The organism is Caulobacter sp. GW821-FHT11E11 (assembly GCF_058808315.1).
Genome location: NZ_JBXARO010000005.1, coordinates 452,239 through 464,626, shown reverse-complemented (window position 1 = coordinate 464,626; position 12,388 = coordinate 452,239). Strand labels below are relative to the sequence as shown.

11 protein-coding genes and 1 pseudogene are annotated in these 12,388 nt (G+C 68.7%); 2 read left to right on the top strand and 10 right to left on the bottom strand.

Annotated features, from left to right (window positions below; all coding sequences use genetic code 11):
* The first annotated feature begins 25 nt into the window (after nt 1-25).
* Nucleotides 26-649 (top strand): TetR/AcrR family transcriptional regulator C-terminal domain-containing protein, encoded by a 624-nt coding sequence (locus tag AC1RR5_RS15410; RefSeq protein ID WP_492922592.1) that lies wholly within the window; start codon nt 26-28, stop codon nt 647-649.
* Here AC1RR5_RS15410 and AC1RR5_RS15405 read toward each other — a convergent pair.
* Complete coding sequence (locus AC1RR5_RS15405) at nt 633-1,961, bottom strand: PQQ-dependent sugar dehydrogenase (RefSeq protein WP_492922590.1); 1,329 nt, start codon at nt 1,959-1,961, stop codon at nt 633-635. The two genes, AC1RR5_RS15410 and AC1RR5_RS15405, sit on opposite strands and share 17 nt — an antisense overlap.
* A 74-nt stretch (nt 1,962-2,035) precedes the next feature.
* On the opposite strand from AC1RR5_RS15405, the gene AC1RR5_RS15400 reads away from it, so the two are divergent.
* The gene (locus tag AC1RR5_RS15400) at nt 2,036-2,716 is read left to right on the top strand and encodes an arylesterase (protein ID WP_492922668.1); all 681 of its coding nucleotides are present in this window, start codon (nt 2,036-2,038) and stop codon (nt 2,714-2,716) included.
* 65 nt (nt 2,717-2,781) lie between these two features.
* On the opposite strand, the gene AC1RR5_RS15395 is transcribed toward AC1RR5_RS15400, so the two are convergent.
* From AC1RR5_RS15395 to AC1RR5_RS15355, 9 genes and pseudogenes are all read right to left on the bottom strand, one after another.
* Nucleotides 2,782-5,862, bottom strand: a complete 3,081-nt coding sequence (locus tag AC1RR5_RS15395) for an efflux RND transporter permease subunit (protein WP_492922588.1) — start codon at nt 5,860-5,862, stop codon at nt 2,782-2,784.
* Between the two features lie 11 nt (nt 5,863-5,873).
* Nucleotides 5,874-6,956, bottom strand: a complete 1,083-nt coding sequence (locus tag AC1RR5_RS15390; RefSeq protein ID WP_492922586.1) for an efflux RND transporter periplasmic adaptor subunit — start codon at nt 6,954-6,956, stop codon at nt 5,874-5,876.
* 251 nt (nt 6,957-7,207) lie between these two features.
* Nucleotides 7,208-8,380 carry an acetyl-CoA C-acetyltransferase gene (locus AC1RR5_RS15385; protein WP_492922584.1) on the bottom strand — a complete coding sequence of 391 codons (1,173 nt, stop codon included), beginning with the start codon at nt 8,378-8,380 and terminating at the stop codon, nt 7,208-7,210.
* Between the two features lie 82 nt (nt 8,381-8,462).
* Complete coding sequence (locus AC1RR5_RS15380; protein WP_492922582.1) at nt 8,463-8,888, bottom strand: hypothetical protein; 426 nt, start codon at nt 8,886-8,888, stop codon at nt 8,463-8,465.
* Between the two features lie 73 nt (nt 8,889-8,961).
* Nucleotides 8,962-9,315, bottom strand: a complete 354-nt coding sequence (locus AC1RR5_RS15375; protein ID WP_492922580.1) for a hypothetical protein — start codon at nt 9,313-9,315, stop codon at nt 8,962-8,964.
* A 201-nt stretch (nt 9,316-9,516) separates the two neighbouring features.
* Nucleotides 9,517-9,861, bottom strand: coding sequence for a hypothetical protein (locus AC1RR5_RS15370; RefSeq protein ID WP_492922578.1), 345 nt, complete (start codon nt 9,859-9,861; stop codon nt 9,517-9,519).
* Nucleotides 9,862-10,057: 196 nt separating this feature from the next.
* Nucleotides 10,058-10,111: pseudogene (locus AC1RR5_RS15365) on the bottom strand (hypothetical protein); the annotation flags it as partial.
* 165 nt (nt 10,112-10,276) lie between these two features.
* A complete protein-coding gene (gene mgrA / locus AC1RR5_RS15360) occupies nt 10,277-11,287 on the bottom strand; it encodes an L-glyceraldehyde 3-phosphate reductase (RefSeq protein ID WP_492922666.1) in 1,011 nt (336 codons plus the stop codon).
* Between the two features lie 53 nt (nt 11,288-11,340).
* Nucleotides 11,341-12,342 (bottom strand): glycoside hydrolase family 5 protein, encoded by a 1,002-nt coding sequence (locus AC1RR5_RS15355; RefSeq protein ID WP_492922576.1) that lies wholly within the window; start codon nt 12,340-12,342, stop codon nt 11,341-11,343.
* Nucleotides 12,343-12,388 lie beyond the last annotated feature (46 nt).

The window sequence follows — 12,388 nt, the reverse complement described above, 5'->3', positions numbered from 1 at the left end:
CAAGCCGATTCATGTAGGGACTCAGATGAAGGTCGACCGCCAGCGCATCGTCGATACGGCGCTGGAGCTCCTGAACGAGGTCGGCATCGACGCGCTGTCGACGCGGGCCATCGCCCAGCGCCTGGGCGTGCAGCAGCCGGCTCTGTATTGGCACTTCAAGAGCAAGCGGGCCCTGCTGGACGCCATCAACGGCGAGATCCTGGCGCGGACCTCGGACGCCCGCACGCCCCGGCCGGACGAGGCCTGGCAGGACTTTCTGAGGCGCAACGGCCGCAGCTTCCGGGCGGCGTTGCTGACCTACCGCGACGGGGCGCGGGTCCATGCCGGCACCGAGGCCGCGCCCGACGACCTGGACCATGTCGAGGTCCAGATCCGGCATCTGACGGCGGCGGGGTTTTCGCCGGGCCAGGCGCTGCAGCTGTTCGTCGCGATCAGTCGCTACGTCGTCGGCTGCGTGCTGGAAGAGCAGGCCTCGCCCATCACCGGCTCGGCCGAGCAGGCGCGGCTGGACGAGGCCGCCCGAGCCTATCCCGCCCTGGCCGAGGCGATCGCCGACTACCGCCAGAGCGACCACGCCGGGCTGTTCGAGCGCGGGCTGGATCTGATGGTGCGGGGCGCGGAGGCGGAGCTGGCTACTTCGCCGCGCTAACCCGCCACACCACGTTCCCCACATCATCGGCCACCAGCAGCGCCCCGGCGCCGTCAACCGTCACGCCCACCGGCCGGCCTTGCGCCTTGCCGTCGGCGTCCAGGAACCCGGTCAGGAAATCCTCCACCGCGCCGGCCGGTTTCCCTCCGGCGAACGGCACGAAGATCACCTTGTAGCCGGCCTGCGGCTTCCTGTTCCACGAGCCGTGCTGGCCGACGAACACCCCGTCCTTGTAGTGCGCCGGGAAGCTGGCGCCCGTGTAGAAGCTCAGGCCCAGGGAGGCGGTATGAGCGCCCAGGGCGTAGTCGGGGACCATGGCGCGCTCGACCAGGTCGGGGCGGCGGTCGGCGTCCTTGACCCGCTTGTCGACGTGGCGGCCGTACCAGCTGTAGGGCCAGCCGTAGAAGCCGCCCTCGCGGACCGAGGTCATGTAGTCGGGCACCAGGTCGTTGCCCAGTTCGTCGCGCTCGTTGACGCTGGTCCACAGCTCGCCGCCGACCGGGTTCCAGCCCAGGCCGTTGGGATTGCGCAGGCCGCCGGCGAAGACGCGCTTCTGTCCGGTCGCCAGGTCGACCTCGAGGATCGCCGCGCGGTCGACTTCGTTGGCCATGCCGTTCTCGCCGACATTGCTGTTGGAGCCGACCGTGGCGAACAGCTTGGTCCCGTCCGGGCTGGCGATGATGTTCTTGGTCCAGTGGTGGTTGATCGGCCCGCCCGGCAGGTCGGTGACCTTGCGCGGCGCGGCGGTGATCTGGGTCGCGCCCACCACATAGGGGAAGGCGACGATGGCGTCGGCGTTGGCGACGTAGAGGGTGTCGCCGACCAGGGCCATGCCGAACGGCGAATGGAGGCCCGTCAGGAACGGCGTCTTCACCTCGGCGATCCCGTCGTGGTCGGCGTCGCGCAGCAGGGTGATGCGGTTGGCGCTGGGCACGCCGGCCCCGGCCTTCTTCATCAGCTTGGCCTCGAAGAAGCCCTTGATCCCCTTGGGCGGCTCCTTCTTGGGCGGGGCGTTGCTCTCGGCCACCAGCACGTCGCCATTGGGCAGGACGAGCAGCCAGCGAGGATGGTCCAGGCCCGTGGCGAACGGCTGCACGCGGAAGCCGGCCGGGGCGCGGGGCGTGACGCCCGCCGGCCAGCCGACCACCTCGGAGACCTTCACGGTCGGGATCAGGCTGCGGCTGGGCTCGGGCAGGGCGGGGTTGGGGCCGTAGCCCACCGTGCTGTTCTGCTGGCTGTTGCTCTTGCCGCAGGCCGCGAGCGCCATGAGCGCGCCGCCGACGATCAAGATTTCGCGAACTCGGCGATGCATCGGCGGTTCTCCCTTCACCCTGCGTTCAACGCGCATGGACTTCTATGTGCTCAGGAGATTGATACGGTTTGATCATGGTGAAGTTCCAGTCCCGCGTTTCGGATCGCCGCAGCCTGCTGGTCGGCCTCATGGCCTTGGCCTTGCCGGGAGGCGCATCCGCGGCCTCGCGCAAGAAGGCCGCGCCCAAGCCGCCGCCCCCGCCTCCGCCGCCGCCCCTGGTGACGGTGCTGGGCGACTCGATCACGGCGGGCCTGGGCCTCAAGAGCGACATGGCCATGCCCGCGCGGCTGCAGGCGGCGCTGGACCGGATGAGCATCAAGTCGCGGGTGCAGGGTTTCGGCGTCCTGGGCGACACCAGCGCCAATGGCCTGGCCCGCGTCGACCGCGTGCCGGCCGCGACGAGCGTCTGCGTGATCGCCCTGGGCGGCAATGACCTGCTGCTGGGCCTGGACCCCTCGATGACCAAGGCCAACCTGCGGGCCATCATCCAGCACTTGAAGAACCGCAATGTGCGCGTCGTGCTGGCCGGGGTGAGGGCGCCGGCGCTGCTGGGCGTGGCCTATGCCCGGCGCTTCAGCCAGCTCTATCCGGATCTGGCCAGGGAGCAGGGGGTGTTCTACGCGCCGGACTTCTTCACCGGCGTGATCGGGGTCTCGCGCTACATGCAGCGGGACGGGATCCATCCGAACGCCGAGGGCGCGCGGATCATCGCCGACCGGCTGGCGCCGGTGGTGGCTCAGGCGCTTAGAACGTAGGGCGATACAAAAACGCCCTCCGCCGAGGTTCGCGAAGGGCGCTCTCAAGTCCGATTTGGTCGGCTTTACTCCACGATCGGCTTCTTCGCCGCCACGTGGTGCTGGCCGCCGAAGATGCGGTGCATCAGCTTGCCGGTCCGCACCGTCAGGCCGTCCATCAGAACGAACACCACCGGGATGTAGAGCAGCGACAGCAGGGTCGAGGTGATCAGGCCGCCGATGACCGCGATGGCCATGGGAGCCCGGAACTCGACCTCGGCGCCCAGGCCGATGGCGGTGGGCAGCATGCCCGCGCCCATGGCCACGGTGGTCATCAGGATCGGCCGGGCCCGCTTGTGGGCCGCGTCGACGATGGCCGTGCGCTTGTCCATGCCGTGTTCCTTCATCGCCATGATCGCGTACTCGACCAGCAGGATCGAGTTCTTGGCCGCGATGCCCATCAGCATCAGGATCCCGATCAGGGTCGAGATCGAGAAGCTGGACTTGGCCAGCACCAGCAGGCCGAAGGCGCCGCCGATGGCCAGGGGCAGGGCCACCATGATGGTGATCGGGTGGGCGAAGCTGCGGAACAGCAGCACCAGCACGACGTACATCAGCAGGATGCCGGTGATCAGCGCGCCCAGGAAGCCGGTGACCATTTCCTGGATGAACTCGGCGTCCCCGGCGGCCACTTCCTTGACGCCCGTGGGCAGGTGCTTGACCGAGTTCAGGGCGTGGACGCGCTTGGCCGCCTCGCCGACGACGATGCCGTCGAGTTCGGCGGTGATGGTGGCCACGCGCGCGCGGTCGCGGCGGTCGATCTGCGAGGGACCGGCGCCGAAGCGGATGTCGGCGACCGCGCTCAGCGGCACGGAGCCGTTGGCGGTCGGCACCTGCAGGGTCTGCAGCACGGCGATGTCGCCGCGGGCGTCGTCGTTCAGGCGCAGGCGGATCGGCACCTGGCGGTCACCCAGATTGTACTTGGGCAGGTTCTGGTCGACATCGCCGATGGTGGCCACGCGCACGGCCTGGCTGATCGCTCCGGCCGAGACGCCGGCGCGGGCGGCCTGGTCGGGCCTGGGCGTGACGACGATCTCTGGACGGGCGATCGAGGCGGTGTTGACCACGTGCGCCAGGCCCGGGACCGAGCGCATCTCGGCCTCGACCTTGCGGGCGGCGGCTTCCAGGGCCGGGCCGTTGTCGCTGACCAGGCTCAGGGTGTAGCCGCTGCCGTCCGAAGGGCCGCCGCCGCCGCCGCCGCCGGCGCCGATCCGGGCGCCGGGGATCGCGGCGAACTGGTCGACCATCTGGCGGCTGAACACCTTCTGGCTGATCCGCTGGCCCTTGTCGGTCAGGTCGGCGGTCACCGAGCCCTTGTTGACCGAATTGTTGCTGCCGACCGAGCTGTAGACGCCGACGACCTCCTTGCGGGCGCGCAGTTCGCGGGTCACGCGCTGCAGCACCGCGTCGGTCTCGTCCAGGGTGGCGCCCGGCGGCAGCTCGATCGAGAACTGGGCCCGGCCGCGGTCGGCCTGGGGCTGGAACTCGAACGGCAGGCGAGTGGCCAGGAAGATCGAGATGATGAACATCGGGATGCCCATCGCCAGCACCTTCCAGCGATTGTTCAGGCCCCAGTTCAGGCTCTTGAGATACGGACCCATCCACGGCGGGTCCTTGTCCTCGTGCTTGGCGTCGGCCTTGAGCATGTAGGCGCCCATCAGCGGCGTCAGCAGGCGGGCGACCACCAGCGAGAACAGCACCGAGACGCAGGCCGCCAGCGCGAAGGCCTTGAAGAACTGGCCGACGATGCCGGGCATGAAGCCGACCGGCGCGAACACCGCCACGATGGTGAAGGTGGTGGCCACGACGGCCAGGCCGATCTCGTCCGCCGCCTCCATGGCCGCCGCATAGGGGCTTTTGCCCCCGCGCATGTGGCGGACCATGTTCTCGATCTCGACGATGGCGTCGTCGACGAGGATGCCGACGGTCAGCGACAGGGCCAGCAGGGTGATGCCGTTCAGAGAATGGCCCATCGGCGCCAGCACCGCGAACGTCGGGATCAGCGACATCGGGATGGCGACGGCCGACAGGAAGGTGGCGCGCCAGTCACGCAGGAACAGCAGCACCACCAGCACGGCCAGGACGGCGCCGATGATCAGGGCTTCCATCGAGGCGACGTAGCTCTCCTCGATGTACTTCACGTTCGAGGTGATCTCCTCGATCTGCAGCTCGGGGTGCTCCTCGTCGAGCTTCTTGACGGCCTTGCGGACCTTCTCGGCGGTTTGCACCTCCGAGGCGCCGCGCGAGCGGATCATGCTGAAGGTCACGACCTCCTGGCCGTCGTAACGCGCGCGCGAACGCGGCTCGGCCCAGTGGTCGGTGACCGCGCCCAGGTCGGCCAGGCGCACGGTGCCGCCGCCCGCGACGGGCACGCGGGTCTCGCGCAGCTGCTCGACCGAGCCGGCCGCGCCCAGGGTGCGGATGGCGCGCTCGGCGCCCGAGATGGTCACCCGGCCGCCGGGCAGGTCGGCGTTGGACGAGACCAGGGCCTGGCTGACGGCGGCGGCGGTGACGCCTTGTGCGGCCAGGCGGTCGGGGTCTAGGGCGACCTCGATCTCACGGCTGACGCCGCCTCGGCGATTGACCTCGCCGACGCCGCGCGTGGCCAGCAGGGCGCGGCTGACGTCGTTGTCGACGAACCAGCTGCGCTGCTCGGGCGTCAGGGTCGGGGCCTTGACCACATAGGTGATCAGGTCGTCGCCCGAGATGTCGACGCGGGTGACGGTCGGCTCCTGCATGTCCTGGGGCAGGTCGCCGCGCAGGTTGGACATGGCGTTGCGCACGTCGTTGGTGACGCGCTCGTGGTCGACGCCCAGCTCGAACTCGATGACCGTGGTCGAGGCGCCGTCGACGACGGTGGAATTGGTGTGGCGCACCTGGCCCAGGCCGGCGATCGAATCCTCGATCAGGCGGGTGACCTGGGTCTCCAGCTCGCTGGGCGCGGCGCCGGGGCGCACGGCCGTGACCACGACGATCGGCAGGTCGACGTCGGGGTTGTTGTTGATCCGCATGCTGCTGAAGCTGACCACGCCCGCGATGGTTAGCATGACGAACAGCAGGATGATGGGGATCGGGTTCTTGATCGCCCAGGACGAGATGTTGCGCATCGTTTCGTCCCTTAGCGTGCGGTCGGGGCGGCGGCGCCGATGCGGACCAGGTCGCCTTCACCCAGGAAGCCCGCGCCCTCCACCACCACGCTTTCGCCGGCGGTCAGGCCTGTGGCGGCCACGCGGTCGCCGGTGTTGGCCAGGACGGTGATGCGGCGGAAGTGGACCTTGCGGGCGCTGTCGACGACGAACACGCCGGGGCGGTTCTCGCGGTACAGCACCGAGGCCGATGGCACGACCAGGGCGGGTTGGTCGCCGGCGTCGATGATGGCGCGAGCGAACATGCCTGGACGGAAGCCGCCCATCGCCGACAGGGCGACGCGGGCGACGCCCACGCGGCTGGTCGTGTTGACCTCGGAGGTGACGATGCGGACGCGGCCGCCGACCTCGCCGACCTTGTCGGAATAGACCTTGGCGGGCATGCCGGCCTTGACCGACGCCAGGTCGGTCTCGGGGATCTCGGCGTCCAGTTCCAGGCGGCCGTCGCGGACGATGCGGAACAGCTCGGACCCGGCCGAGACGATCTGACCCTTGGTCACGCTGCGACGGCTGATCAGCCCGCCGACAGGCGCGCGGATCGAGGTCTGGGCCACGCGGGCGGCGGTCTCGCCACGGGCCGCTTCGGCGGCGGCTAGGTTGGCGGCCGAGGTGCCCTGGCGGGCCGTGGCGGTGTCGAGGCCGGCCTGGCTCAGATAGCCCTTGGCGTTCAGCTCGCGGGCGCGGTTCAGGGCAGCGCTCGCTTCGGCCAGGGTGGCCTTGGCGCTGGCGACGCTGGCGTCCTGCTGGCGCAGCTGGGCGGTGATCACGGCGCCGTTCAGCTGGACCAGGATCTGGCCGGCCCGAACGGTCTGGCCTTCCTCGGCATTGACCGAGATGGCGGTCAGGCCGCCGGTCTCGGCGCCGATGGGCACCTCTTCCCAGGGCGAGACGGTGCCGGTGGCGTTGATCTGGCGCGCGATCGGCTGGCTGGAGACCGTGGCGACGCTGACCGTCGCCGAAGCGGTGGGCGCGGCCTTCGTGGTCTTGGGCTTCTTGTCGCCGCAGCCTGACAGAGCGATCGCGCTCACGCCCAGGACCAAGACCAGCGCGCTCATAGTCGGGCGGCGCCCATTGATCCGGTAAAGCACGATTATCCCCAGCAGCTGTTAGAGCCCGTCGCGCTTCTAGCCGACAAACCGGGGGTTGCTGAGTTAATTTGCCGTAAGACGATAAATCAATGACCCCCTCCCCCTTGATGGGGGAGGGGCAGGGGTGGGGGTGAATACGGCGATCGACGCCGCGCGGTGGCCGGCTCAGCAGTCACCCCCATCCCCGACCCTTCCCCCACCAAGGGGGAAGGGAGAGATCAGAGCCGCTCCACGATCGTCACGTTCGCCAGCCCGCCGCCTTCGCACATGGTCTGCAGCCCATACCGCGCCCCGCGGTCCTGCATCGCATGCACCAGGGTCGTCATCAGCTTGGCCCCCGACCCACCGAGCGGATGCCCAAGCGCGATCGCCCCGCCATTGACGTTCAGCTTGTCGGGATCGCCACCCGTCACCTTCAGCCATGCCGTCGGCACGGACGCAAAGGCCTCGTTGACTTCATAGAGGTCGATGTCGCCGATCTTCATCCCGGCCCGCTCGAGAGCTTTCAGCGTCGCCGGGATCGGGGCTTCCAGCATGATCACCGGATCGTGGCCGATCACGGTCATGCTGTGGATCCGCGCCAGCGGCTTGACGCCAAGGGTCTTCAGCCCGCGCTCGTTGACGATCATCACGCCGGCCGCGCCGTCGCAGATCTGGCTGGCGGTGGCGGCGGTGATGCGGCCGTCTTCGGCGAGCAGTTTCACCGAGCCGATCGACTCCAGGGTGGCGTCCCAGCGGATGCCCTCGTCGGTGTCGTGACGCTCGGTCGCGCCGCCCTCCAGCGTGACGTCGATCGGCACGATCTCGGCGGCGAACTTGCCGGCCTTGGTCGCGGCCATGGCGCGCTGGTGGCTCTGCAGCGCATAGGCGTCCAGCTCGGCCCTCGACAGGTCGTACTTCTTGGCCAGCATTTCGGCGCCGGTGAACTGGCTGAACTGGATGCCGGGGTAGCGGTCCTCGATGCGCGGGCTCTTGTAGGTGCCGAAGCCGTTCTTGTAGGGCAGCTGCGACGACAGCCCCATCGGCACCCGGCTCATGCTCTCGACGCCGGCCGCGATGACGATGTCCATGGCCCCCGACATCACGGTGGCGGCGGCGAAGTGGATGGCCTGCTGCGACGAGCCGCACTGGCGATCGACCGAGGTTCCCGGCACGCTCTCGGGCAGGCTGGAGGCGAGGATGGCGTTGCGGGCGATGTTCAGGCCCTGCTCGCCGACCTGGCCCACGCAGCCCATGATCACGTCCTCGATCAGGGCCGGATCGGCGCCGGTGCGGGCGACCAGCGCGTCCAGGATGGCGCCCCCCAGATCGGCTGGATGCCAGCCCGAGACCTTGCCGCCCTTGCGACCCCCGGCCGTGCGCGCGGCCGCCACGATATAGGCTTCGCCCATGAGTTTTCTCCCTATGTTGGCGGGAGTGAAACAGTCGTTTGGGGTTCTGTCAGCGGTGACGTGGCGTCAGCAGATCGGGGCTTTAAGCGACGGGCGTCTGGCGGCCTCGCCGCGACAGCGACCCGATCAGCAGGGCCAGCATGGTCAGGTAGCTGAAGATGTTGCTGGCCACGAAATAGGCCCGGCCCCAGATGCGCCGGTCCAGGATCACCGCGAAATGGACCAGGACGATCAGCCCCAGGAACCCCGCGGCCCATAGCGGCCACCAGCGATCGGACTTCAGGGCGATGGCCAGGACGACCACGAACAGGGCGACGTCGACGATCATCACCTCGGTCTCCAGGCCCCACAGCTGGATCTGGGCCAGCAGGACGGCGGTGGCGAACCAGGCCGTGACCATGGCGATGGCGGCCGCCCGTTCGGGCCAGCCGCCCATCCAGAGCGCGGCCCCGCTGGACAACAGCAGGAAGATCAGGCTGGCCCACTGATGGACGGTGTGCAGGGTCATGCTCGCAACCTAACCGCGTCCGCGCGTGAATGGCCATGCGCGGACGCGGAAAAGTGCGCTGAAAAGTGCGGCGTCAGGCGACGTCGCGGACGGCGTGCAGGTTGCCCTTGGTGACGATCGGCTCAGGCGGCTTTTCGCCGCCGCCGCCGAACGAGACGGCGCCCAGGCCGATGTCGCGCTGGGCGATCGACAGCTGCTTGTGGGTGGCGACGATGTTCTGGCGGGCCACGCCCAGGGCCTGCATGGTCTCGATGGCGCCCATGATGGCGTCCTGGCCGATCATGGCCGACAGGTTGGCGCTCCGGCGGGTGGAGGGCATCAGGCCGGCCAGGGCGGCGGTCTGGGTGATGGCTTCGTCGATCGCCTTCTCGGCGGCGAACAGAGCTTCGGCCACGGTCTCGGCGGCCAGGCGACGTTCCTTGAGCATGGGTTCTCTCCTCGCGCGGCGGCTGCCCCGCGGCGCGTTCAAGGGTGAATTGGCAAGTAGGAGAAGCGTGCGCGCCGGCTCTGGGCGCGCGGGCGGTCTAGAACAGGCCTTCGAGTGCGTGGAGCCCCGCCAGGATCGAACCGAACGCGAATGCGGTCACGATCATCACGGCCGCGATGAAGGCCAGTCGGAGGGGCAGACTCAGCTGATTAGGTCGTCCGTCTCCGAGTCCAAGGAGGAAGGGTCCGACAGAAACGTCTCGTCCATCACCGCGCTGGCGATGCACAGGATCTCGCGCATCACCAGTTCGTTCGGCTTGAACGAAGCCTGCTTGCGCGTGGCCGCCACCAGGTCCGGCACCATCGCCGCGGCGGTCGGGGTGACCGCCAGGCTCATCAGCTGGCGCTCGAGCTCGCTCCACGTAAGCGGAGGCAGCAGCTCGGCGGAATTCAGCCTCGGCCACGTGTCCTGGAAGCTCGTCACTTCCCGACGCAGGTGAGCGGCTCGGCCGATCGCGTCCTTCTGATGGGGGGTCAACTCGTTCACTGGGAACTCCTTCCTCGATGCGGTCAGCTGACCGTGAGGAGGGGTGTTCGCCTAGCCGAGCCGTGTCGGACCCCGACGCGATCGGAGGGGGGGTGACAGGCGTCGGAGGGGGGGCATGGGCCCGGTCGAAGACCCGACGCGCGGCGTCGTAGCGGTCGGCCGCGCCGAGCCGCTTGCGGGCCTTGTCCAGATGCCAGTCGACGGTGTGCTTGGAGAGGCCCAGCTCGCGGGCGATCTCCTTGGAGCTCATGTGGCGATCGACGAGTCGAAGGCACTCGCGCTCACGCTCGGTGAGACGCTCGAGGCCTTCGACCTCGTCAGACAGGGTAGGGTCGCCCTTATCCATCGCGCGGGAACTTTATGCGAACGCGAGGCTTCGACAAGCCGCCGGAACATTAAACCTTTGCTATTAACCCTAAGGGAGATCGCCGCTTGCGAGTTCTGAAGACACCTTCCACAGGTCGACGCCGCCTTCCGAGGCATGGGTGTCGATCTGCGCCAGCTCCTCGGCGGTGAAGGACAGGGTCTGCAAAGCCGCCAGCGAGTCTTCCAGCTGGGCCACGGTGCGGGCGCCGATCAGGGCAGAGGTCACACGCGGATCGCGCAGCACCCACGACAGGGCCAGCTGGGCCAGGGTCTGGCCGCGCTGCTTGGCGATGGCGTCCAGGGCGCGGATGCGGGCGATGTTGTCTTCGCTGAGCAGGTGGCCGCCGAACGAGCCGCCCCTGGCCGCGCGGGAGTCGGCCGGCGCGCCGTTCAGGTACTTGTTGGTCAGCAGGCCCTGGGCCAGCGGCGAGAAGGCGATGCAGCCGACGCCGAGGGTATCGAGGGTGTCCAGCAGTTCGTCCTCGATCCAGCGATTGACCATCGAATAGGACGGCTGGTGGATCAGCAGCGGCACGCCCTCGCTCTTGAGGATGGCGTGGGCCTGGCGGGTCAGCTCGGGCGAGTAGGACGAGATTCCGACATACAGCGCCTTGCCCTGGCGGTGCAGGTGGGCCAGGGCGCCCATGGTCTCTTCCAGCGGCGTCGTCGGATCGACGCGGTGCGAATAGAAGATGTCGACATAGTCGACGCCCATGCGCTTGAGGCTCTGGTCGCAGCTGGCGATCAGATATTTCCGCGAGCCGCCGATGCCGCCATAGGGACCCGGCCACATGTCCCAGCCGGCCTTGGTCGAGATCACCAGCTCGTCGCGATGGGCCTTGAAGTCGTCGTTCAGAACCTTGCCGAAATTCTCTTCCGCCGAGCCGTAGGGCGGGCCGTAGTTGTTGGCGAGATCGAAGTGGGTGACCCCCAGGTCGAAGGCCCGGCGCAGGATGGCGCGGCCGGTCTCGAACACGTCGGCCCCGCCGAAGTTCTGCCACAGGCCCAGCGAGATCGCCGGCAAATCGAGGCCGCTGCGGCCCGTGCGGCGATAGGGCATCGACTTGTAGCGGTCGGCGGCGGCGGCATACGGAGCTTGCACGGGGAGCGGTCCTATTTCTTGGTGATCAGGGCGTCGTGGATCGGAGCGTTCCAGGCGTCGGCCTTGATGTCGTAGACGATGAAGTCGCTGTCGAACTGCCAGTAGGCCCAGGCGAAACCATGGCGCTCGGCCGAGCGGGCGACAGCCTGCGTATAGGCGATGCGCGAGTCCATTGGACCTTTGTCGTAGGCCCCGAACTCGCCCAGCAGCACCGGCCGGCCTTCGGCCTTGGCCCAGGCGGCGACCGTGTCGAAGTCCTTGTCGATCCGGGCCTGCTCGTCCGGCGTTCCCCAGCTCACGCCCACCGGCGGGACGGGGCTGGCCCACGACGCGCCCTGGTGGGTGAACGGAAACGGATCGTAGTAGTGGAAGGTCACGATCAGATGGCGGTCGGCCTTGGGCAGCTTCAGGTCCGGCAGCCGGTGCAGGCTGTTCCAGTTGGTCGGGCCGACGATGACGTTGCGGGTCGGATTGGTCGCGCGGATCGTCGCCAGGAGGTCGGGGATCCAGGCGTTCCAGACGTCGTCCATCCGGCGGTTGGGCTCGTTCAGCAGCTCGAACACCACTTGGTCGGGCGTGGCCTTGTAGCGCTCGGCGAGCTGCTTCCAGAAGGCGGTCAGGCGCGGCTTGCAGGCGGCGAGGTCTTCCTCGCAGGCGTTGAAGTCGTGCTCGTCGAGGATGACGGTCAGCTTGGCGGCCAGGGCTTCCTTGACCACCGTGTCCAGGGTCGAGAACCAGACCGGATCCAGGCGGCCTTCCCCGTCCATGTGGGCGAAGGCCTGCAGGTTGACCCGCACGGTGTCGAAGCCGCCGGCCTTGATGGTCTTGAAGTGGCGGGTCAACTGGAAGCGGGCCTTGGCCGGATCCTTCCACAGCGGGTCGTAGCCCAGCACGTTGACGCCGCGCTGCATGGCCTGAACTTGCGCTTCCGGCGAGATCTCGCGGGCGGCGGCGGGCAGGGCCAGCGCGGCGGCTAGCGCGCCCAAGGCCAGGACTTTGCGGATCGAGACCATGGCGTGCTCCCAAGGCGGCTCTGGCGGCCGCTATCGCTTGACAACG